Here is a 21479-nt window from a genome sequence, read left to right on the forward strand (position 1 = left end):
TTATGTCACGGATTATTTATGTACTTGTTTTGTGTGTTGGGGCTTTAAATAGCTATGCTTGGAATGCGGCAGGCCACAAGGTAGTGGCACAAATTGCATACGATAATTTATCACCCAAAGCGAAAGACATGTGCTATAAATATCTTCGTTCGCGCACTCATAATACACCCAATTCAAGTTTTGTTAGCGCTTCAACCTGGATGGATGAAATTAGATGGAGGGAAGTATATTGGTATGATGTAATGCATTATATCGATATCCCTTATTCAATTGATGGAACTCGCTTACCTCCAGTTGAAAGTACTAATGCAATTAAGGCAATTAAACAAGCATCCTCTGTACTTACCTCTAAAAAAACAAATCCATCCGATAAAAAGCTAGCATTGCGGATGTTAATTCATATAACAGGTGATATTCATCAACCACTACACGCGATAACTCGAGTCAGTCAGCAACATCCTAAGGGCGATTTAGGCGGCAATTTATTTTTGTTAGGAAAAAATCCGGTAGGTAGTAATTTGCATCAGTACTGGGATAATGGAGCTGGATTTTTTCTTGGGCAATTTAATGAGACTCAAATAAAAAATACAGCACAGTACCTGGAACAAAAAATGCCCTGCTCCATAATTGGTACAGAACTAAAACCTGCTAAATGGGCAAAAATGTCACATAAGCTGGCCATAAAAAATGTTTATCAAACCAATCCTAATGAAACTCCTAGCGATAAATATCAGGAAAATGCTCAGCTATTAGTTCAAAAGCAGGCTATATATGCAGGATGCAGGTTAGCAGCGTTACTCAATAGGATTGCTCAAACATAGGTTTTGTACTATTCGAAAAGAAAGTACGGTATTGCTGTTTTACTTGCTGAAAATGAATCTGTGAATCAGAGATATGTAGGTGCGTTTTTAAATTAGATGTTAATCATTTAAATCAATTCAAGAATTTTTTTGTGCAAGATTATCTGAGACATCGTCTAGATTTTCTCGTTGTAATAATTGTTCATAGAGCTCAACTAAATTGCCTATTAATTTAGGAAAATTATCCTCAAGCCGTTCTTTCCTTTTCACATTCTTAGCATGCTGCGATCGAGTGACGGCATGGGGTTTATCGAGTGTTGTATACGCTTTTTTGTGTGTTTTTTCAAAGTTGCTTTCTGCTTTTTCCAAGTCTACTATATTTTTATTAAAATCCTTAATTAGCTTATTCAATTGAGATGAAAATTCACCGCTTTTATCCTCATGCATTTTTATTTTAAGACAGATTAACTCAACAAAAATGTTAAACAGCCATTGATAATGCAGTAAATCGAATAAATCTACTTTGTAACATAGACATGGAGCTAAATTGTTTTGCAAAAGTTTCACTGCTTGTTCTGATGAACAAGGGGCATCAAATAAAGGTAGCTGTCTTCGAGTATTTCTTGTAAAGAAGGGAATAATTGGATATTTAGTGGTGTCTATTATTAATCGTTTAGCACTTAATTCTTCACTTACCCAAGGTATGGTTTCCTTATAAAGATAAAGATGGAGTTCATAATGCTCTTCTGAATGTTTCTTCAAGTAAAAATCAAGCTTTTCTTCTTCTGTATTTGCCGTTCCTGTGTTTATAACCTCAATATTTAGTCGGTTACTTTGGGATTGATAATGCTCTATAATTGTTTGAGCTTCAGTATCATCAAATATCACAAATTCGGTTTCGTGTGCCTTCTTAAACTCTTCATTGTTAAGTAAAATAATCACATTTGAAATACCTACTTTATCAAGTTGGTACAAGTGCCCGAAAGGAATATCGAGATATTCTACGTTTGACCAAATTACTGCAGTTTTCATTTGTATTTACAATGAAGTTAGTATGCATATTTATTTAGTATAGATTACCAAAAGGAATGAGGGCGTTAAAAGCCTCTCTCAATGTGCATATAAACTGGCAAAATAAATGAAAGAAAGCAAAATATAAATACTATGCTATATTTTAGAGGCAATTGTTTATATAGGATTTAATTCTCAACAAAAGGAATTACAGAAATGAATAAATTATTTGCACAGATTAGTATACTTGGCTTTTTGATGAGTGTTTCTTTATACGGTTGGACAGGACCTTGTAAAGCCATTGCAATTTCCTGTATGCAAAATGGTTACTATAAGGGAGGAGAAAATGCAGGTAAAGAATTAGTTAAAGACTGTGTGTTACCTGTCGCTATGGGTAAAAAACAATTACCAAATACCAATTTTAGTCCAGAACAATTGCAACAATGTAAAGTAAAAATAGCTGAGAAAATTAAAAGTAAAATGCAAGAAAAAATGGAACAGTAATACTAATCCTCTCCCTTCGGGAGAGGATTTTCAATTTTATTCCTTTTGTAACGATTCCATCACTGCACCTAGGAAACGTGTTGCTTCGCCTCCAGTAACTGCTCTATGGTCAAAACTTAAGGATAGTGGAAGTATATTATGTGATTCGATAAGACCTTTGTTTACAACAGCCCCTTGGTAGAGCCTACCTACGGCTAAAATGGCCACCATTGGTGGAACAATAATAGGACTTGCAAAACGACCAGCAAACTTTCCAAAATTAGAAAGAGTTATCGTTGCACCTTTTAATTTATCTGCAGTGATTTCTCGAGTACTTACCGATTTTTTAAAATCATTAATCATATTACGAAGCTCAGCATCGGAATGTTTTGCTGCATCATGGATCACAGGTACAAACAAACCCTCTTCATTATCCATAGCTAAGCCTAGATGTACCTGCTCAAAACATTGGCGGGCACTATGCTTAGTATCAAACCATGCGTTTAAAGCTGGTTCTTTGCTCGCTGCATAAGTCATTGCGCGAACTAGGCGAACTGTAATATCAGTACCAGGCTTCCAAGCACTAATATCGGCCTCATCAAAGATACTTACCGGAACCACTTCGGTGTGAGATTGAACCATACTATTCAGCATAGCGCGTCTGACCCCTCGGAGAGGTTCAAAACCTGCGGGAACTTGTGAATTCTTATCTGCTTGGGCTTGAACATCAGCGCGAGTAATGACACCAAATTCACCGGAACCTTTAACTGTAGATAAATCAACACCAAGTTTTTTAGCAAGTATTTTAACAGCAGGAGTTGTCTTAATACGATTTCTTGTAGTGTGTTGGGTACCAATTGTAAAGTTATCTTCAAACACTTCGCTACTTTCTTCTAAATTACCGACAACTGTTCCTTTATCTGCAGCTTTGGCACTTGTCGATTCAAAAGCTACCAAAGGTTCACCTGTTTTAATTACATCTCCAGGTTTACCGTACAATTTGCTAATAGTTCCAGACTGAGGACAGGGGACGTCCACTACAGCTTTTGCAGTTTCCATAGAAACCAAAGGTTGATCTGCTACAACTTTATCACCTTCTTTGACAAACCATTCATGAATCTCAGCATCCGGTAGACCTTCACCCAAATCAGGTAGATTGAATATATTCATTATTACTCCATTATGCTCATAACGCTGTTTTTAATACGTGCAATACTGGGTATGTATTGTTTTTCCAATTGAAAATACGGCATTACTGTATCATATCCAGTGACCCGTTGAACTGGAGCCATTAAATCAGTCATTGAATTTTCCATAATCTGTGCTGAAATTTCGGCACCCACTCCACAAGTTTTTGCTCCCTCATGAACGATCACACAACGTCCCGTTTTTTCTACTGAGGCTAGAATCGTCTCGATATCTAGTGGTTTAATTGTTGCTACATCAATCACTTCGCATGAAATTCCTTCGTCGCTCAATTGTTTTGCTGCTTGTTGTGTTTCGTGAATACTAGCACCCCAACTTACTAAAGTGACATCTTCACCTTGTTGCAAAGTAAAACATTTTCCTAGAGGAAGAGCTTCACCATTATCTTCAACAGGTTGTTTGACCAAACGATAAATTCGCTTTGGCTCAAGAAAAATAACTGGATCTGGATTACGCAAAGCCGCTAAAAGCAAACCATATGCTCGGCGTGGAGAGGAAGGGATCACTACTTGTAAACCGGGTATGTGCGCAAATAATGCTTCGGTGCTCTCTGAATGATGTTCAGGAGCTCGGATGCCCCCACCAAAAGGAGCGCGAAAAACGAGTGGGCAGTGAAGACGTCCACGAGTTCGATTACGCATACGAGCAGCGTGAGAAATAATTTGGTTCATTGCTGGATAGATAAATCCCATAAATTGGAATTCAGCCACTGGTTTCAGACCCTGAATTGACATACCAATCGCTAATCCAGCAATCATTGATTCTGCTAGCGGAGTATCAAAAACTCTTTTTTCACCGAATCGTTCTTGTAATCCTACTGTGGCACGGAAAACCCCGCCATTTTTACCGACATCTTCTCCAAAAACCACAACATTTTCATCATGAGCTAACTCGTAAGCCAAAGCCTGAGTTACTGCCTCGATCAATGTAATATCAGGCATGAGTTGCTTCCTCCATAGCTGTTGCACGTTGCTCCACTAAATAATCAGGTAGTTCAGCATAATGATAATCAAAAATGCTACTAATCGGTTGTGGCTCCATACTTAAATATTCATTAACGGCTTTTTCAACCTCTTTAGAACAATGGATTACTAAATTTTCTTCATCTTGTGCATTCCAGATCTTTTGTTCTGTAAGAAACTCTTTAAATCGTGAGATAGGTTCTTTGGGTTTTGCCTTCTCAACTTCCTGACAGGGCTGGTAGCGAGTTGCATCATCAGCAGTGGTGTGATCCGATAACCGGTAAGATAAGGCTTCAATTAAAGTCGGTCCTTCACCACGGCGTGCCTTTTCAATCGCATCGCCAATAATCTGTCGTGTTGCTAAAATGTCATTTCCATCAATCTGTATGCCGGTAAAACCAGCTGCGATGGCTTTCTGAGCTATAGTTTGTGTACCCGTCTGTTGATCCCTAGGAACCGAGATTGCCCATTGATTGTTATTCACTACAAAAACAACAGGTAATTTCCAAGTTCCTGCAACATTCATCGCTTCGTAGAAATCACCTTCTGAGGTACCACCTTCGCCAAGGCATACCACAGCAACCCGTGGCTGGTTTCTGTATTGGAATGCGAATGCTACGCCTGCTGCATGTAAACACTGAGAGGCAATGGGCACACATATAGGTAAGTCTTCTGAGTTCGATGAAAACTGACTACCACGCTCATCGCCACCCCAGAAGGCCAAGATTTCAGACATTTTTACACCGCGTTGAAGTTGGGCAGCGTAATCTCGATAATAAGGTACAAATACATCTTCAGGACGCATGGCATGGCCAATAGCCGCTGAAATTGCTTCTTGTCCATTAATAGGAGCATAAGTTCCCATTTTACCTGTTCGTTGCAAAGCAATTGCTTTTTTATCAAATGTCCGAGTAAGGACCATGATTTTATAAAGTTCTTTGAGCGCAGAATGATCATGGGCAAAAGGGGGTAATTGACCAACCAATTTTCCATGTTCATTTAAAAACTGAGTATATGTAATATTAAATTGTGCAACTGTTGACATATAAGGCTCCTTGTCAATAAAGCGTTTGCATAGCATACTCACAAATTAATTCAAAAACCAGAGAATAAAGTAAGAAACTTATAGCCTAAGTGAAGCGTAGCGGAACCCTCGTCATCCCGATTGTAGGGCAGGGATCTGCATCGTGGTACTCGGGATGTCGGTAAGAGATCCTAGGCTGTATTTTACTTAATTCAGGCTACATCAAAAGTACCTATTATAATATTTACCTTAGAGGAATATTTTGAATCAATTTTCATTACATTCATTGGATTATCATGATTCACTGCATGAGTATTATCAAAAATTACATCATTTACCTGGTTTTGTTCTTCTTGAAAGTACCGATCGCTTTCATGGGCGTTATGATATTATCAGTGCTTATCCTTATGATTTTATTCAAATCGAACAAAACTCCCATAATTTACCAAATTTACTAAAGAAAATTACTCAAATCTTATCGCCAATACCGTCTGTAGCAGATCTTCCTTTTCAAGGTGGTGCTCTGGGCTATGTTTCTTATGATCTTGGCGCAAAGTTATTAGGGATAGATTCTAGTAGGCAACCTACATTAGACAACATCCCCTTATTGAACTTTGGGTTATATGATTGGGCAATCATTGTCGACCACCATCAAAAAAGCATAACATTATTTGCAGCAAATACACTTCAAACAACTCCTAGGATAGTTGATGAGATCTTAGAACTTTGGAATGCGGCTACCAAACACCCTTGTGATGCACAGATTAAAAGTGATTTTACTTCTTTGATGAGCAAAAAAGATTACGTCCATGCATTCTCTTCTATTTATCAATTTTTGAAGGAGGGGAGATGTTATCAGGTCAATCTTACTCAACCCTTTCATGCTGCCTATGAGGGAAATAATTGGGATTTTTATAAAAAAATCTGTAAGAAAAACCCCGTACCTTTTGCTGCATTTTTGAGAACTGCTGATGCTGATATTTTAAGTTTTTCCCCGGAGCGGTTTCTTTTTTATGACGCAGGTAAATTAGTTACATCGCCTATTAAAGGAACTATCGCACGATCCGAAAATGAAGTTGAAGATGGGTGGTTAAAAAATAAATTAACATCTTGTGAAAAAAATCGCGCCGAGAATGTAATGATAGTTGATCTATTGAGAAATGATCTCGGTAAAATTGCACAACCTGGGTCGGTACACGTTACTTCTTTATGCGAAGTACAAAGCTATAATTCAGTTCATCATTTAGTAAGTACAATCGAAGCTCGATGTTTGTCGTCTATTTCGCCATTTGAAGCATTTTTGTCCTGTTTTCCGGGTGGTTCCATTACCGGGGCACCCAAAATTGAATCCATGCGAATTATTGATGAACATGAGTCTTTTTCCCGAGGAATTTATTGCGGGTCTATAGGCTATTTTTCACGGCATGGGCGATTTGACACGAATATCGCTATTCGGACATTGACTGCTAAAGATAATATTTTGCATTTAGCTGCGGGTGGTGGAATAGTTATTGACTCAAACTGTGAAGATGAATATCGTGAATGCTATATTAAAATAGCAGCGGTTATTAATGGACTTAAATGATTTTGAAGGGAAAAAACTAGTGCACTCGGCAGTAGTTGTCTTATATGAACAATTATCCGATTCCTTAATTTTGACGCAACGTAGCGATCAATTGCGCACCCACCCAGGAGAAATTTGTTTTCCAGGTGGTACATGGGAAGAAGGAGATGAGAATTATTACGTTACTGCGCTTAGAGAATTGTATGAAGAGTTAGGTATTACCCAAGACCGCATAACCCTAATCAAGGAGTTAAATATCCAAAAAACTCTATTAGGAAGTATTATTCATCCTTGGTTTGCGAGCATCGAATCGGTTCAACCCTACCAATTAAATGTTCATGAAGTTGTTCGTTTAATATCGATACCCATGACATTAGTACAAGATGTTAAAAATTATAGAGACTTTAGGATTGAACGTGGCGGTCGTCGTTATGTTACTTGTGAATTTACTGCGAACAAAGACTGGGTGTGGGGTGCAACAGCTCTCATAATGAGACAATTAGTAAAATAAAAGTACTAGCTTGAGAAAATACTATAACACTGAACCCCGTGGACAAGCCGCGGGGAGGGCAATATCGTCATAAGACGAAGCTTCGTTCAGTTCTTTATATAGCAACAGCTGGTTTTTTCTCGGGATGACTGGGAGAGGAAGCATTCTTTTCTTTTAGTGCTCGACGAAGAATTTTTCCTACATTTGTTTTGGGGAGTTCATCGTAGAATTCGACTATCTTGGGAACTTTGTAAGCAGTTAGATGTTCTCGGCAATAAGCAATAACTTGTTCTTCGGTTAACTCAGGATCTTTTTTTACCACACATGCTTTAACTCGTTCGCCAGATTCTATATCAGAAACACCAACTACACCTACTTCTAACACACCAGGATGCATTGCTATTACTTGCTCCACCTCATTAGGATAAACATTGAATCCTGATACGAGTAACATATCTTTTTTTCGATCAACTAAATAGATGAATCCTTCTTCATCCATTTTACCAATGTCGCCTGTTTTTAAATAGCCATTTTTAGTAAACACTAGAGCAGTCTCATCAGGTCGCTTCCAGTATCCTGGGGTTACTTGCGGTCCTTTAATGCATATTTCTCCACTGGTCCCGATTGGTACTTCATGCTCTTGATCATCAAGAATGATGACATCAGTAGAAGGAATGGGTACGCCAATACTTCCGCTATATTCGGTCAGATTCATTGGATTCATGATGGCAGCAGGACTGGTTTCAGTTAATCCATAAGCTTCCAATACCGGTGTTTTGGTGACCTCACGCCATTTAAGGGCCACACTTTTTTGTAAAGCCATACCTCCTGCAAGTGAGATTTTTAGTTTACTAAAATCAACCTCCTTAAATTTAGGATGGTTTAATAAGCCATTAAACAGGGTATTTACGCCTGTAATTGCTGTAAAACCCACTTTTTTGATTTCTTTAATAAAATGTCCCATGTCACGAGGGTTCGTAATTAGTACATTTTTTGCCCCTTGTTTTAAAAAGGTCAAACAATTAGCGGTGAGAGAAAAGACATGGTAGAGAGGTATCGCTGTAACAATAATATCATTGCCATCTGCACCTATGACCGGCTTAATCCATGCATCGGCTTGCAAGACATTAGAGATCATATTCCCATGAGTTAAAATGGCACCTTTTGCAACCCCTGTCGTACCTCCCGTATATTGCAAAAATGCAATATCATCATGATTTAACTCTACATGGTGTAAAGGTGCTTGTTTTCCTTCAAGTAATGCATAGTTAAAGGCAACTGCATGAGGGATACTATAAGCCGGTACCATTTTTTTTATATATTTAATTATAGAGTTAACAATAAGTCGTTTGGGGGTAGGAAAAAGATCAGCTATTTCGGTGACAATCACATGTTTTAATGTAGGAATTGAATTTAATGCCTTTTCTACAGTTTTTGCAAAGTTGGCTAGTACAACGATCACTTCAGCTCCAGAGTCATTCATTTGATGAATAAGCTCGTCAGTGGTGTAAAGTGGATTTGTATTCACAACAACGTAACCTGCGCGAAGGATGCCAAATAGAGCTATTGGGTATTGAAGAACATTAGGAAGCATAATTGCTATTCGAGTTCCTTTATCCAGCTTAAGCTGTTGAAGATAGGCAGCAAAATCTCGACTTAACTCATCCAGTTCACCAAAAGTTATACTACTTCCCATATTGCTATATGAAGTTTTTTTAGCATAACGTGTGCAGGATTCTTTAAACAAATCTACTAGGGAAGAATATTGACTTGAGTCAATTTCATGGGGAACTCCTTTCTGATATTGTTCAAACCACCGTTTATCCACCTTAATATCCTTCTGTTATTGGTTTTCACATGTTAGTATAAACAAAAATATTCATTATGGATATCATACTCATGAGTGAAAATACAACACAAACTCAAGCATTTAAATTAAAAGGTCGTCTTTATACATTTACTGTATTACAAGTACTCAATACGAATCCTGAGGCTTTTTCGCATCAGCTTGAGGATACTATCGCCAAAGCTCCTAAATTATTTGAGCATACACCTGTTGTGTTTGATTTATCCTCAGTACAACAATTAGAATTTGATTTACAGGCTTTACTGGAGCTTGCTCGTTCCCATGGCATGATCCCTGTTGCCATTCAAGGAGGGAGTATATTACATAACACCCTAGCCCAATGCCATGGATTAGCTGTATTACATGCTTCTTCAACCCAAGATAAACCTATTATTGAGCGACCCATTGAAAATAATCATCATGAATTAACAAAATCAAAATTAATTACTACTCCTGTTCGCTCTGGGCAGCAAGTTGTAGCAAAAGGAGCTGATCTTGTAGTGACTTCTTCAGTAAGTCATGGGGCTGAATTATTAGCTGATGGATGTATTCATGTATATGGAGCTTTAAGAGGAAGAGCTTTAGCTGGAATTTCAGGTGATAAAGAGGCCCGGATTTTCTGTCACTCCCTGGAGGCAGAATTAGTATCGATTGCTGGTTTTTATCGTTTAAGTGATGCAATCGAACCTTACAGTGGACCTTGTCAAATTTATTTATTGGATGAGCATATACATATAGAGCCCTTATGATAGAAGCTGTTTTTATTTCGGATCTTCATTTACATCCTGAAAATCAGGCCATTCAGGAGCGTTTTAAGCAATTTCTCGAATGGGCTTGTGATTCAGTCAAAAATATTTATATCCTAGGTGATTTTTTTCATGCATGGGCAGGGGATGATACTGTCGATGATTGGAGCAGAGCGATTGCTAGTCAGTTATATGCCCTAAAAAAACAAGAAATTAATGTGTTCTATATGCATGGCAATCGTGACTTTCTATTAGGAAAAAACTTTGCCAAAATGGCGGGATGGACAATTTTACCTGAGCCTACAGTGATCCAATTGGGCCAAGACAAAGTACTTCTGGTACACGGTGATCGATATTGTACCAAAGATAAGGCTCACCAGCGTTTTCGTTTTATAACACGAAACAAAATCTTTTCTACCTTATTTTTAAGTTTCCCATTGAAGTATCGGAAGAAATTAGTAAATCAAGTACGTTATCATAGTGAAATGAATCAGAACAAATCTCTAGAGGAAATGGATGTAGTGGCTGAAGTAGTGGTTGATCATATGTCTTACTATCAAGTGAAACAATTAATCCATGGTCATACTCATAAACCAGGCATCTCATCTTATCAAAAAAATTCGCAAAAACTAGTACGTTACGTGTTGAGCGATTGGGATGACAAACCCCAATTATTGTGTTATGATCATACAAAAGGGCTCTATTTTGCCCATTTGTGATTTTCGTGGAGTAGCAGTTATGGCGGCTTATAGTAAAGACGAAATGGATAAAAAATTAAAGGAATTCAATGAACTTTCCTCAAAAGGGATGGCTGAACTTCGAGAGAAAAAAAATAAGGAAGATTTGGATGCTTATATTGCTGAGAAACGTAAAGAAGAGCAGATGAGATACGCCAAATCGATGGATGAGCTGAGAAATAAACATAAAAAAACAAACGAGAGAACCGGTAAAGAAACAACTTATGATGAGGAATTAAATGAACTAGCTGATTCAGTCATTAATGCTGAACAAAATGCTTATAATGATTGGCGATCCAATATGATGTCCTTGTTGAATTTATTTGGAAAAATGAATAAAACACACAATATCTCAGCAGATCAAGTTGCAGGTGAAGCATGGGACTTAACTAAGAATATACCATATGTTGGTGCGCCACTTAAAATGAAAGAGTCACTTTATATTCCTCTCAAAGGTAAACTCGTCCATAAAATAAAAGGGGATGGTGATCTTCAGTTACCTACATTAGAACATAAAGTTACCTTTAAAGATGGAAAAGTTGAGATAGCCGATTTGACATATAATCATGGTATTCAAATCAATAAACCACAAAAGCCAGGTAAACCACAGGAACCGGAAAATCAAGCAAATAAAGCGTTTAGAACAATGATTACTCTTTGGTTAGCTGAAAATGATTATATCCCTTCAAATAAACCAGGTGAATACCAGCACTTTGGGAGCGGTGCTATATTGGATGAAGATACGTTCAAAAGATTGAATGCGAATCCCCAAACAAGTTTAGCTAAGTTCCTAAAAGATAATGCCAACTTGAAATATGAGGAACAAAAAGAAGTACATTCTACTCCTACCCCTCCATAATGGATGAATTGATACTTATCAAATTTGCGGTATTCCGCTATGAAAGCGAAATACCGTATCAGAAGCCAAAATAAAATCATTTTCTATAGATAAAAAAAACTTCAAACGTTGCTCTATATCTCCACCATATAATTTCGCCAGTCGAAGATAATCCTCAAAATGACGCGCTTCTGATTTAATTAAAGTACCATAAAACTTCACCAAATCCTGATCTTCGAGAAAGGGGATCATGGCGTGGAAACGTTCACAAGAACGGGCTTCGATAATGGCACCAATAATCAACTGATCACATAAACGTTGAAGGACATTTCTGCTCGAAACCTGCTTATGCATCTGAGTTGCATACCCTGATGGTTGTAGGGGGCAAAATTGAATCCCTTTGTTCGCCATTATATTAATGACCTTCTCAAAATGGAGTAGTTCTTCACGAGCCAATGGAGACATTATTTCCACCAGTTCTTTTTTCTCTGGGTATTTGCTCATAAAATTAATTGCAGTGGCAGCTGCCTTCCGTTCACAATGAGCATGGTCAATTAATAACAAAGGTATATGGTCTGCAGCATAATCTAACCATATTTGCGGAGTTTTTACTTGAAGAAAGTCATTTAACAATTGTAAATCAGTATCTAATCGTTTTAACATCTGCGAAATACACTATACTTATCGAATAAACTGTCTTATATCATAGGACCTTTTTACAATTCTACTATTTTGGCCTTTGAAGCTTTGATTACCTGCGCTCGATGCACATGTATCCTACGGTTTGATGAGGTGTAAATCAGATAATTAGATTAATCTAGGGAATTGTAAATACGCTTAATATTTTGAAATTTAAATTGGATGAAAAATGAACGGGGAAGAATCTGATAATGAATTAAGTCACTGGTTTTCAACATACGGAGTAATCACAGCCGAGCGTATATTGGGTACATACAAAGTCAATTTAGCACAAAGTGAATTAGTAGAAGCAATTAAAAGTCCATATAGTTTTTATCATCGGTTGTTACGTGTTCCACTAAAAAGTGTACTGAATGGAATCATCCTACAACAAGCGAATGATTATCATGTTTATACACAAAAATTATTTATTGATTATTTATTATCTGGAGAGAACTCTAAAGGTGAAGAGGCACAGGGAGCTTCAACTCGTGAGGAACTAGAAAATGAACGTCAGCAACTAGTTAATCTTGGAGATGAGTTTCATAATGTGCAGGGACAACATGATTGGTTGATTGCTAACAGTCAAGCAGCGTTGATAAGAGTAACTCAAATCTTTAATACTGAAATAGAAAAGGCAATTGCTTCATTGATAGGCCTACTTAAAAGTATGGGTATTTCAGAGAAAAAAAGTAAAATACGGCAGGCAATAAATCATGCGCTAATCTATTGCAATATCTTAGATGTTCAAAACAACCAATATCTTTTTATAGAGAAAATAAATGAAGTTCTCAAGACTTCGCTTACTGAGGATTTAGAGAGAAAAATGGCAATGATATTGTCCGAAGTTGTGCTCATTGATATGGATTTTGATGAACAAATCAGTGATTTTCTTGCGCAAACTGAAGAGATAGGACAAGCTGCTAATTCGTACCGAACTCTTTTTTATGAAACGATTCTACGGGTGATTGATTTAATGAAATCATTACCTGAATATAAAATTGACCCAGAACAAGATGCTATTAATAGAGAACCTTTATATTTTGATAAAACGATTGGTGCAATTGGGTAAGGTTAATGAAAAGTATGTATCTAGTTTTGCTTGATGAATGATGACTATGACTTTAAAAGAATTTATATTAGCCATCTAGCTTAGATTTCGTGTATAATAATGCACTTTAACTAACCCCCTATGGAGTGCGTGATGACAAAAGAAACAACATTGTCAATTATTAAACCTGATGCAGTGGCTAAATCTGTTATTGGACAAATCTATACCCGTTTTGAAAACGCTGGTCTAAACATAGTTGCTGCAAAAATGATGCAACTTTCTCGTGAGCAGGCAGAAAGTTTTTATGATATTCATCGTGCGCGTCCTTTCTTTAAGGATTTAGTTGAATTCATGATTTCTGGTCCGGTAATGGTTCAGGCACTACACGGCGAAAATGCAGTAATGAAAAACCGAGACATCATGGGTGCAACAAACCCCAAGGAAGCTGCTCCGGGTACTATACGTGCTGATTTCGCTGACAGTATCGATGCCAATGCCGTTCATGGTTCCGATAGTCTTGAAAATGCTGCGCGTGAAATTGCGTTCTTTTTTGAACCGCATGAAATTTGTGTACGATAAGATAGGTTTTGATATTTAATGACCTCATATAGCCTGGGTAAAGCGCAGCGAAACCCGGGTTCTTAAAAGATTAGTATTCCCAGGTTTCTCTATGCTATACAGAAGCCCATGAATACGTTTTTTTAGGTCATTAAATTTGGAGTAAAAATGACTGTACAGAAAGTAAATCTGCTGGATTACAACTACCAACAAATGCGTGAATTACTCAATAGCTGGGGCGAGCAACCTTATAGAGCGCAACAGTTAATCCAGTGGATTCACCAGGCAGGTTTTACTGATTTCACAAAAATGACCAATCTTAGTAAAACGTTGAGAGAAAAATTGGCACAACGTTCTTACATTAAATTACCAGAAATAGTCGCCTGCCAAAAATCCAATGATGGTACTCATAAATGGCTTTTAAAGCTGGACTGCGGTAATTGCATCGAGACTGTATTCATCCCCGAAAGCAATCGAGGCACCTTATGTGTTTCCTCCCAAGTAGGATGCGCTTTAAATTGTTCTTTTTGTTCTACTGCAAAACAGGGTTTTAATCGTAATTTATCCACTGGAGAAATTATTGGGCAAGTATGGTTGGCTGCACGTGAGTTATCACAACAACATGGAACACACGATAAAAGGGTTACTAATGTGGTGATGATGGGCATGGGAGAACCCTTACTTAATTTTGATAATGTCGTGTCCGCAATGGATCTTATGATGGATGATTTTGCTTATGGATTATCAAAACGTCGTGTTACTTTGAGTACCTCGGGTGTTCTTCCCGATCTGGAACGTTTAAGAGAAGTGAGCCCAGTGGCCTTAGCTGTTTCCTTACATGCACCTACTGATGAACTGCGAAATGTCCTTGTTCCTATAAATAAGAAATATCCTTTAGCACAGCTGATGGCTTTGTGTAAAAACTACTTTAAAAATGAACCTCGAAGGAAGGTAACTTTTGAGTATGTCATGCTCAAGGGGGTAAATGATCAACCTGAACATGCGAATCAGTTGATCAAGTTACTGCGAAATATTCCATCAAAAGTCAATTTAATTCCCTTTAATCCTTTTCCGATGACACAATATGAGCGTTCGCCTCAAGAAGCAATTGATGCATTTAGAGATAAATTAATAGCCCATGGTATTAATACGATTACCCGTAAAACACGAGGAGATGATATTGATGCAGCATGTGGCCAATTAGCTGGTGAAGTCAAGGATAGAACAAGTCGCTCTCAAAGATGGCAGAAATTGCACTTTATATCCAAAAAAGATCAAGAGCAATCCACTGCAGAACAAGAAGAGTAGCTGGCGTAGAGGTGAAACTGGTTAAGATATAGCTCTTATTTACAGGTTTGGCACCACTCTTCGACTCTAATTATGTCACTGAAAACTACAATAAAATCATTATTTGTGACAAATCATTTTTAATTTATTTATAAGCGGTTATAATGCGCAATCATTTCTAACCTTAGCGTGAAATATTGTGTTAAAAAGGTTTTGTCTTTTGTTTATTATGACCGTGCTGTTTTTACAGGCATGTGTGCATGATGAAGAAAATGAAAAACAAAATTTTAAAAAGCCTGATCTCAGTAAAGCTGCATCCTATAATGCACAGCTAGGCCTCGAGTATTTAAAACAAGGGGATAGGCCTAGAGCGAAAAAAAAGATGCTTACTGCATTAGAGCAAGAACCAACTTCAGCCGATGTTAACTCTGCAATGGCTTATTATTTTGAGCAAACTAAAGAACTAGACCAGGCCGAAAAATACTATTTGAAAGCCATCTCATTTTCGGGAAATGGAGGCGCTCAGCTAAATAACTATGGAGCCTTTTTATGTCGACAAGGCAATTATACAAAAGCTGAAAATTACTTTTTAAAAGCTGCTAATGATTTAAAATATGTGCATACTTCTGGAGCTTATGAAAATGCAGGACTTTGTGCTCTTTCAGTTCCTAATGAAGACAAGGCCAAACTGTATTTTGCAAAAGCATTAAATCAAGACCCTTCAAGGAAAGCATCTTTTTATGAATTACTGAAACTTGAAATTAAAAGCGGAAAAGACTCAGATGCATTTGCGCTATTACAAAAGCACCCTGATTTGATTTTAAATGACAAAGTACTATTATCTTTGGCCAAGGAGATTTCTGAGAAAGTTGGGCAATATACTCTCGCAGCAGAATATCAGCAAAGTATAAATAATTTGAATTCCAATATCGACAATAGTGGAGTAAATAATGAATACAACAACCACACTGGATGAAAGTATAGTTGAGCATAAAAATCCAGGCGAACAACTTGCAAGTATCCGGGAACAAAAAGGATATACGATTGAGTATGTTGCCAATAAATTGCATTTAAGAGCTCGTATTATTGAGTTAATTGAAACTAATGAATTTCATTTGTTGCCAGAACCCGTTTTTGTTAAAGGGTATTTGCGTGCCTATGCTAAATTATTAGGTACTTCTCCGGAACCTTATCTGGCGATATTTAATGAGCAGTTTGTCGTTGAGAAAAAATCTGATCGCGCTCTGTTATGGCAACAAAGTAAACGTGAGTCTCATAAAGCAGAACATATTATTCGTTGGTTCACCATTTTGTTTGCTTTAGGTGTGATGGTTGCGGTAGGAATTTGGTGGCAAAAAAATAGAGATACTCAACAGGTATTTCCTGCCCAAAGTACTCCTGTTGATTTATCTCTAAACCAAACACCAGCAACAGAGACCCACGAATTAAAACTGACTGACATATCAAAAATGCAATCTCTATTAAATCCTAAACCGGAAATGTCTCCTATGGAGAAAATAGGTGGCTGAGAGAATCCAAGCAATACGAGGAATGAATGATATTTTGCCTGAAACAACGGCATTTTGGCGTTCCATCGAACAAATTTTTGTAAAAGTATTATCCAGTTATGGCTATCAGGAAATACGCTTTCCACTTATTGAAAGCACTCAGTTATTTAAACGCACTATAGGTGAGGTCACCGATATAGTCGAAAAGGAAATGTATACTTTTAATGATTTAAATGGGGATAGCATTACTTTGAGACCCGAGGGGACTGCGGGTTGTGTACGTGCTTGTCTGCAAAATGGGCTCCTACATAATCAACAGCAAAAATTATGGTATATGGGTCCCATGTTCCGACATGAACGGCCACAGAAAGGACGATATAGGCAGTTCAATCAATTAGGTGTAGAGGCATTTGGTATGCCTGGTGCCATGGTTGAATTGGAATTAATTTCCATATGTCGTAAATTCTGGGAACAGTTAGGCTTTGCAGATTCTGTACAGTTGCAAATAAATACCTTAGGTGAGTTAACAGAGCGTCAGCGCTATAGAAAAGTGCTTGTTGAGTATTTGACAGATCATGAACAACAGTTAGATGAGGACAGTAAACGCAGGTTAACTCGCAATCCACTGCGTATTTTAGATAGTAAAAACCCTGAAATGCAGGAGTTATTATCTAATGCACCTAAACTAATTGATGTTCTGGATGAACAAAGTCGAGAACATTTTCAGTCTTTTTGTGATGGTTTAGACCAATTAAAGGTACCCTATACAGTAAACCCGGTTTTGGTCAGAGGTCTTGATTATTATGGGCATACAGTATTTGAGTGGGTAACCGATAAATTAGGAAGTCAAGCCACAGTTTGTGCTGGAGGTCGATACGATATACTGGTAGAGCAATTAGGTGGTAATCCAACACCAGCAGTAGGTTTTGCATTAGGTATTGAAAGAATATATCTTCTTATGGAAACTCTGAGTGTTCTCAAGCAGGATAATAAAAAGAATGCATTGTATATTATTGCTACCAATGAAGATGCTGTGGTAAAAGCTCTGGTAATTTCTGAATCAATACGTACTAAATATCCAGAAATTGAAGTATCAGTAAATACGGCGGGTGGTAGTTTTAAAAGTCAATTCAAAAAAGCAGATAAAAGCGGGGCTCGATTAGCTTTAATTTTAGGTGAAGATGAGTTAGCAACCAAGCAAATTAGTATTAAAGATTTGCGAAATGAGACTGAGCAAATTACAGTAGATCAAAATATGCTTAATCAGGTTTTAAAAGATTATTTAGAGTGAGTGCAGGAGAATAATATGTCAGTGTATATGACTGAAGAGGAACAATTAGAATCGATAAAAAAATGGTGGAAACAATACGGTAATCTTGTCACTATAGTATTATCACTTGTGCTCTTTGGTATTGCAGGATATCGATATTTGCATTGGCATCAAGAAAAACTTACTCAACAGGCTTCAGTTGCCTATGAGCAAATGATGGTCGCTCTCTCTAATCAAAATATTAAAGCAGTAAGAGCCTATGCTAATGAGTTAATTCACGAGCACGGTCGTACCGTTTATGCCGATGCTGCACATATGACACTTGCAAAAATTTATGTATCAAAAAATAAATTGGATAAAGCTACTGAAGAATTACAGGCCGTTGCTGCAAACAGTAAAATGTCAACTCTGAAGCAAATAGCTAAAATTCGTATTGCACGTATCTTCGCAGCAGAAAAATCGTACACAAATGCTCTTAAGGAATTGAGCAATGTTGAAGATAATACTTATTTACCGGTCATTAATGAATTAAAAGGTGATATTTATGGAGCCACCGGCCAATATAAAGAGGCCATGAACTCTTATAAGCAAGCCTTGGATGAAGTAAAAAGTAATGGAATGGGGAATTTATTTTTAGAAATGAAAACTAATGCGATAGCGAGCAAATCTCATTCAGTTATTTCTGGAGATAAAAAAATAGAGTCTGCATAACCTCTTTGTTATTAGCTTAATAGGCTTAACACCTGTTTTGAGATTTTTTCTATTGAGCTAAAACTGAGTGAATGCTTTTATTGAGCTGTTTTGTAAAAATTGAGGTCCAATTTTCATGAAAATGAAATTATTTATTTTAATTCTTTGTACCATAATTCAAGGGTGTTCAAAACTTGATGATTACATGTTAGGGAAAGACAACACGCCCAAACCTAAAGAACTTAAGCAAATTAAAGACAAAGTTAAAGTAGACCAAAACTGGACAGTAGCTGCTGGCAAGTCATCAAAAAATAAAGAATATTTAAGACTTAAGCCAGTAGTTAAAAATGGGATTATTTATACCGCTGATGCGAGTGGATTAGTTCAAGCTATTAGCAAGAATAATGGTAATATGAAATGGTCTACTGCGCTTAAGCATGGTTTGGTTAGTGGACCAGCAGTAGCCAGTGGATATGTTGCAGTAGGTACTAATAATTCTTCATTAGTAGTATTAAATGAGAATAATGGTAACAAATTATGGCAAACAAAGGTTACGGGTGAAATTCTATCACCACCAGCTGTTTTAGGCGGAAAGGTAATTGTTAAGACCATCGACGGTAGAGTGTATGCCTTTAATGCAGCTGATGGAAAACAAATATGGATGGCAGAACATGGTTCTCCTAGTTTAATCCTCAAGGCAAGTTCATCGCCTGTTGCTATGGGAAATTTAGTATTGATAGGTTTTTCTGATGGGAAACTTGATGCTTTAGATTTGAAAACAGGGCGTGTCATGTGGCAACGAAGTATTGCTTACGCCTCAGGACCCAGCGATGTAGAGCGATTAGTTGATATTGATGCCGATCCCATTGTGGAAAATAATGTGGTTTATCTTGCCAGTTATCAGGGTTATATTGGTGCATTATCTTTATCTGATGGGCAGTTTATTTGGAGAAAACCCGGTTCTGTATACAAGAATATGATTCTAAGTGGTAACACCTTATTTATCACAGACAGCCATGATGTCGTTTGGTCTATTGATAAACGTAGTGGACAAGTTAATTGGAAACAAACTGGATTAAAGGCAAGAGTACTAACTGAGCCTGCTTTGATCAAAAATGATTTAGTAGTAGGTGACAAAACGGGTTATTTACACTTTATTGATACCCAAACGGGTGAAATTATAGCCCGCTCAAAAGTTTCAAGTGGTGTGAGTATTTCCCCAAGCGTAATCGGAGAAAAATTATATGTATTAACAGACAATGGAATGTTAAATCAATTATCTGTGAGTTAATAAATGATCCCTGTGATAGCACTTGTTGGACGTCCTAATGTTGGTAAGTCTACATTATTTAATAGGCTGACTAAGACACAAGATGCCCTAGTTGCTGATTTTCCTGGCTTAACTCGTGACAGACAGTACGGTCAAGCCATTTATGATGATAAACACTATATCGTTGTTGACACCGGTGGTATCGGTGTTGACGATATTGCTGTTGATAATTTAATGTCCAAACAATCAGAAATCGCGCTCAATGAAGCTGATATCGTTCTTTTTTTGGTGGATGGAAGAGCTGGCTTGACTGGAATTGATGAAAAAATTGCCAATAATTTACGTAAATTAAATAAAAAAGTTCATCTTGTTGTAAATAAAACAGAAGGCCTAGATGATGATGTTGTTTGTGCCGATTTCCATTCTTTAGGTATTGCGGATGTTCATTCAATTTCATCTTCCCATGGTAGTGGCATTGGAACCCTACTTGAAGAAGTTTTATCACCATTTGCAACTCATATTGATGAGAGTGAGGAAGATAAGGCAATTAAAATTGCTTTTGCTGGTCGCCCAAATGTTGGCAAATCAACTTTGATAAATCGGATTCTGGGTGAAGAGCGGGTTGTTGTTTATGATATGCCAGGTACAACCAGAGATAGTATTTCCATTCCTTTTGTTAGAGATGACCAAAACTATGTCCTGATTGATACGGCAGGCGTACGGAGAAAATCTCGTATTGATGAAAAAATAGAAAAATTCTCTGTGATTAAGACATTACAGGCCATCCAAAAATCCAATGTGTGTCTGCAAGTTCTGGATGCTAAGGAAGGGATTACTGATCAAGACATGAATTTGCTCGGTTTTATTATTGAATCGGGTAAAGCATTAGTTATTGCGGTGAATAAGTGGGACGGTTTGGATGAAGAGCATAAAGAACATGTGAAAAGCGAATTATCTAGAAGATTGCACTTCGCAAATTTTGCAAAAATTAGATTTATATCGGCTTTACATGGCAGTGGGGTAGGTGGTTTATTTAAGGATATAAATGAAGCGTATACTTCAGCTGTCCAATCTTTTTCTACGCCCCGATTAACTCGTTTGCTTCAAGATATTAGCACGAAGCATACACCCCCCTGTGTCAATGGACGTAGGATAAAATTAAGGTATGCTCATCTTGGTGGCCACAACCCGCCCGTAATAGTAATCCATGGGAATCAATTAGCGGATCTTCCTGAAAGTTATAAACGGTACCTAAATAATGAATTTATTAAGCATTTAGGACTAATCGGCACTCCGTTAAAATTGGAATTTAAAGGTGGAACAAATCCATTTGCAGATAAAAAGGTTAAATTATCACAACGACAAGTAAATAAGAAAAGAAGATTAATGAGTCACATTAAAAAGAAAGCTAAAAGCAAAAAGAAATAGGTTTATTTGTGTTTGGAGGACAAATGATAGGT

Annotated in this window: 22 protein-coding genes; 16 read left to right on the plus strand and 6 right to left on the minus strand. The window is 37.2% G+C overall.

Features of this window, described 5'->3' with window-relative positions:
• Window positions 1-2 precede the first annotated feature (2 nt).
• On the plus strand, window positions 3-821 hold the full coding sequence (locus HBNCFIEN_RS07875) for a S1/P1 nuclease (RefSeq protein WP_182393537.1): 819 nt from the start codon (window positions 3-5) through the stop codon (window positions 819-821).
• A 117-nt stretch (window positions 822-938) separates the two neighbouring features.
• Here HBNCFIEN_RS07875 and HBNCFIEN_RS07880 read toward each other — a convergent pair whose 3' ends face one another.
• The gene (locus HBNCFIEN_RS07880; RefSeq protein ID WP_182393538.1) at window positions 939-1832 is read right to left on the minus strand and encodes a hypothetical protein; all 894 of its coding nucleotides are present in this window, start codon (window positions 1830-1832) and stop codon (window positions 939-941) included.
• A gap of 195 nt (window positions 1833-2027) precedes the next feature.
• Between HBNCFIEN_RS07880 and HBNCFIEN_RS07885 the strand changes: the two genes are divergently transcribed.
• Window positions 2028-2315 carry a hypothetical protein gene (locus tag HBNCFIEN_RS07885; RefSeq protein WP_182393539.1) on the plus strand — a complete coding sequence of 96 codons (288 nt, stop codon included), beginning with the start codon at window positions 2028-2030 and terminating at the stop codon, window positions 2313-2315.
• A gap of 36 nt (window positions 2316-2351) precedes the next feature.
• On the opposite strand, the gene HBNCFIEN_RS07890 is transcribed toward HBNCFIEN_RS07885, so the two are convergent.
• The 3 genes from HBNCFIEN_RS07890 to pdhA are packed head-to-tail and all read right to left on the minus strand — an operon-like array spanning window position 2352 to window position 5507.
• Window positions 2352-3464: a dihydrolipoamide acetyltransferase family protein gene (locus HBNCFIEN_RS07890; protein ID WP_182393540.1), complete on the minus strand. Its 1113-nt coding sequence runs from the start codon at window positions 3462-3464 to the stop codon at window positions 2352-2354.
• A gap of 2 nt (window positions 3465-3466) precedes the next feature.
• Window positions 3467-4441: an alpha-ketoacid dehydrogenase subunit beta gene (locus tag HBNCFIEN_RS07895; protein ID WP_182393541.1), complete on the minus strand. Its 975-nt coding sequence runs from the start codon at window positions 4439-4441 to the stop codon at window positions 3467-3469.
• On the minus strand, window positions 4434-5507 hold the full coding sequence (gene pdhA, locus HBNCFIEN_RS07900; RefSeq protein WP_182393542.1) for a pyruvate dehydrogenase (acetyl-transferring) E1 component subunit alpha: 1074 nt from the start codon (window positions 5505-5507) through the stop codon (window positions 4434-4436). Before pdhA ends, HBNCFIEN_RS07895 begins: the two co-directional genes overlap by 8 nt.
• 241 nt (window positions 5508-5748) lie before the next feature.
• On the opposite strand from pdhA, the gene pabB reads away from it, so the two are divergent.
• Together pabB and HBNCFIEN_RS07910 are read left to right on the plus strand one after the other, a co-directional pair.
• Window positions 5749-7071: an aminodeoxychorismate synthase component I gene (pabB, locus tag HBNCFIEN_RS07905; RefSeq protein WP_182393543.1), complete on the plus strand. Its 1323-nt coding sequence runs from the start codon at window positions 5749-5751 to the stop codon at window positions 7069-7071.
• Window positions 7058-7561 carry a CoA pyrophosphatase gene (locus HBNCFIEN_RS07910; protein ID WP_182393544.1) on the plus strand — a complete coding sequence of 168 codons (504 nt, stop codon included), beginning with the start codon at window positions 7058-7060 and terminating at the stop codon, window positions 7559-7561. The genes pabB and HBNCFIEN_RS07910 overlap by 14 nt, the downstream gene beginning before the upstream one ends.
• A gap of 94 nt (window positions 7562-7655) precedes the next feature.
• Here the strand turns inward: HBNCFIEN_RS07910 and HBNCFIEN_RS07915 are convergent, their stop codons facing one another.
• The gene (locus tag HBNCFIEN_RS07915; RefSeq protein WP_182393545.1) at window positions 7656-9368 is read right to left on the minus strand and encodes an AMP-binding protein; all 1713 of its coding nucleotides are present in this window, start codon (window positions 9366-9368) and stop codon (window positions 7656-7658) included.
• A 71-nt stretch (window positions 9369-9439) separates the two neighbouring features.
• Here HBNCFIEN_RS07915 and minC point away from each other — a divergent pair, with 71 nt between their 5' ends.
• Genes minC through HBNCFIEN_RS07930 form a run of 3 tightly spaced genes read left to right on the plus strand, consistent with a single transcriptional unit; the run spans window position 9440 to window position 11728 of the window.
• Complete coding sequence (gene minC / locus HBNCFIEN_RS07920; protein ID WP_182393546.1) at window positions 9440-10135, plus strand: septum site-determining protein MinC; 696 nt, start codon at window positions 9440-9442, stop codon at window positions 10133-10135.
• Window positions 10132-10851 carry a UDP-2,3-diacylglucosamine diphosphatase gene (locus tag HBNCFIEN_RS07925; RefSeq protein ID WP_182393547.1) on the plus strand — a complete coding sequence of 240 codons (720 nt, stop codon included), beginning with the start codon at window positions 10132-10134 and terminating at the stop codon, window positions 10849-10851. The genes minC and HBNCFIEN_RS07925 overlap by 4 nt, the downstream gene beginning before the upstream one ends.
• Before the next feature lie 19 nt (window positions 10852-10870).
• On the plus strand, window positions 10871-11728 hold the full coding sequence (locus tag HBNCFIEN_RS07930; protein WP_182393548.1) for a hypothetical protein: 858 nt from the start codon (window positions 10871-10873) through the stop codon (window positions 11726-11728).
• Between the two features lie 18 nt (window positions 11729-11746).
• On the opposite strand, the gene HBNCFIEN_RS07935 is transcribed toward HBNCFIEN_RS07930, so the two are convergent.
• Window positions 11747-12370: a tRNA-(ms[2]io[6]A)-hydroxylase gene (locus HBNCFIEN_RS07935; protein WP_182393549.1), complete on the minus strand. Its 624-nt coding sequence runs from the start codon at window positions 12368-12370 to the stop codon at window positions 11747-11749.
• Window positions 12371-12575: 205 nt separating this feature from the next.
• Between HBNCFIEN_RS07935 and HBNCFIEN_RS07940 the strand changes: the two genes are divergently transcribed.
• The 9 genes from HBNCFIEN_RS07940 (at window position 12576) to der (ending at window position 21447) form a co-directional block, all read left to right on the plus strand.
• The gene (locus tag HBNCFIEN_RS07940; RefSeq protein WP_182393550.1) at window positions 12576-13457 is read left to right on the plus strand and encodes a hypothetical protein; all 882 of its coding nucleotides are present in this window, start codon (window positions 12576-12578) and stop codon (window positions 13455-13457) included.
• Between the two features lie 132 nt (window positions 13458-13589).
• Window positions 13590-14015, plus strand: a complete 426-nt coding sequence (ndk, locus tag HBNCFIEN_RS07945) for a nucleoside-diphosphate kinase (protein WP_182393551.1) — start codon at window positions 13590-13592, stop codon at window positions 14013-14015.
• A gap of 147 nt (window positions 14016-14162) precedes the next feature.
• Window positions 14163-15302: a 23S rRNA (adenine(2503)-C(2))-methyltransferase RlmN gene (gene rlmN, locus HBNCFIEN_RS07950; RefSeq protein WP_182393552.1), complete on the plus strand. Its 1140-nt coding sequence runs from the start codon at window positions 14163-14165 to the stop codon at window positions 15300-15302.
• Between the two features lie 208 nt (window positions 15303-15510).
• Complete coding sequence (gene pilW, locus HBNCFIEN_RS07955) at window positions 15511-16257, plus strand: type IV pilus biogenesis/stability protein PilW (protein WP_182393647.1); 747 nt, start codon at window positions 15511-15513, stop codon at window positions 16255-16257.
• Window positions 16232-16810 (plus strand): helix-turn-helix domain-containing protein, encoded by a 579-nt coding sequence (locus tag HBNCFIEN_RS07960; protein ID WP_182393553.1) that lies wholly within the window; start codon window positions 16232-16234, stop codon window positions 16808-16810. Before pilW ends, HBNCFIEN_RS07960 begins: the two co-directional genes overlap by 26 nt.
• A gap of 22 nt (window positions 16811-16832) precedes the next feature.
• Complete coding sequence (hisS, locus tag HBNCFIEN_RS07965) at window positions 16833-18080, plus strand: histidine--tRNA ligase (protein ID WP_220471022.1); 1248 nt, start codon at window positions 16833-16835, stop codon at window positions 18078-18080.
• A 15-nt stretch (window positions 18081-18095) separates the two neighbouring features.
• The gene (locus HBNCFIEN_RS07970; protein ID WP_182393555.1) at window positions 18096-18770 is read left to right on the plus strand and encodes a tetratricopeptide repeat protein; all 675 of its coding nucleotides are present in this window, start codon (window positions 18096-18098) and stop codon (window positions 18768-18770) included.
• A 115-nt stretch (window positions 18771-18885) separates the two neighbouring features.
• Entirely contained in the window at window positions 18886-20040 is a 1155-nt protein-coding gene (gene bamB / locus HBNCFIEN_RS07975; protein ID WP_182393556.1) for an outer membrane protein assembly factor BamB, read from the plus strand.
• 3 nt (window positions 20041-20043) lie between these two features.
• Window positions 20044-21447 (plus strand): ribosome biogenesis GTPase Der, encoded by a 1404-nt coding sequence (gene der, locus HBNCFIEN_RS07980; RefSeq protein WP_182393557.1) that lies wholly within the window; start codon window positions 20044-20046, stop codon window positions 21445-21447.
• Window positions 21448-21479 lie beyond the last annotated feature (32 nt).

Origin of the sequence: Legionella sp. PC997, from assembly GCF_014109825.1 — a bacterium.
Classification (GTDB): domain Bacteria; phylum Pseudomonadota; class Gammaproteobacteria; order Legionellales; family Legionellaceae; genus Legionella.

Bases quoted from the DNA above. Each gene is read 5' to 3' on its own strand.
- HBNCFIEN_RS07875 (WP_182393537.1), top strand. From the start codon at position 3: ATGTCACGGATTATTTATGTACTTGTTTTGTGTGTTGGGGCTTTAAAT.
- HBNCFIEN_RS07880 (WP_182393538.1), bottom strand. From the start codon at position 1,832: ATGAAAACTGCAGTAATTTGGTCAAACGTAGAATATCTCGATATTCCT.
- HBNCFIEN_RS07885 (WP_182393539.1), top strand. From the start codon at position 2,028: ATGAATAAATTATTTGCACAGATTAGTATACTTGGCTTTTTGATGAGT.
- HBNCFIEN_RS07890 (WP_182393540.1), bottom strand. From the start codon at position 3,464: ATGAATATATTCAATCTACCTGATTTGGGTGAAGGTCTACCGGATGCT.
- HBNCFIEN_RS07895 (WP_182393541.1), bottom strand. From the start codon at position 4,441: ATGCCTGATATTACATTGATCGAGGCAGTAACTCAGGCTTTGGCTTAC.
- pdhA (WP_182393542.1), bottom strand. From the start codon at position 5,507: ATGTCAACAGTTGCACAATTTAATATTACATATACTCAGTTTTTAAAT.
- HBNCFIEN_RS07910 (WP_182393544.1), top strand. From the start codon at position 7,058: ATGGACTTAAATGATTTTGAAGGGAAAAAACTAGTGCACTCGGCAGTA.
- minC (WP_182393546.1), top strand. From the start codon at position 9,440: ATGAGTGAAAATACAACACAAACTCAAGCATTTAAATTAAAAGGTCGT.
- HBNCFIEN_RS07925 (WP_182393547.1), top strand. From the start codon at position 10,132: ATGATAGAAGCTGTTTTTATTTCGGATCTTCATTTACATCCTGAAAAT.
- HBNCFIEN_RS07930 (WP_182393548.1), top strand. From the start codon at position 10,871: ATGGCGGCTTATAGTAAAGACGAAATGGATAAAAAATTAAAGGAATTC.
- HBNCFIEN_RS07935 (WP_182393549.1), bottom strand. From the start codon at position 12,370: ATGTTAAAACGATTAGATACTGATTTACAATTGTTAAATGACTTTCTT.
- HBNCFIEN_RS07940 (WP_182393550.1), top strand. From the start codon at position 12,576: ATGAACGGGGAAGAATCTGATAATGAATTAAGTCACTGGTTTTCAACA.
- ndk (WP_182393551.1), top strand. From the start codon at position 13,590: ATGACAAAAGAAACAACATTGTCAATTATTAAACCTGATGCAGTGGCT.
- rlmN (WP_182393552.1), top strand. From the start codon at position 14,163: ATGACTGTACAGAAAGTAAATCTGCTGGATTACAACTACCAACAAATG.
- pilW (WP_182393647.1), top strand. From the start codon at position 15,511: ATGACCGTGCTGTTTTTACAGGCATGTGTGCATGATGAAGAAAATGAA.
- HBNCFIEN_RS07960 (WP_182393553.1), top strand. From the start codon at position 16,232: ATGAATACAACAACCACACTGGATGAAAGTATAGTTGAGCATAAAAAT.
- hisS (WP_220471022.1), top strand. From the start codon at position 16,833: ATGAATGATATTTTGCCTGAAACAACGGCATTTTGGCGTTCCATCGAA.
- HBNCFIEN_RS07970 (WP_182393555.1), top strand. From the start codon at position 18,096: ATGTCAGTGTATATGACTGAAGAGGAACAATTAGAATCGATAAAAAAA.
- bamB (WP_182393556.1), top strand. From the start codon at position 18,886: ATGAAAATGAAATTATTTATTTTAATTCTTTGTACCATAATTCAAGGG.
- der (WP_182393557.1), top strand. From the start codon at position 20,044: ATGATCCCTGTGATAGCACTTGTTGGACGTCCTAATGTTGGTAAGTCT.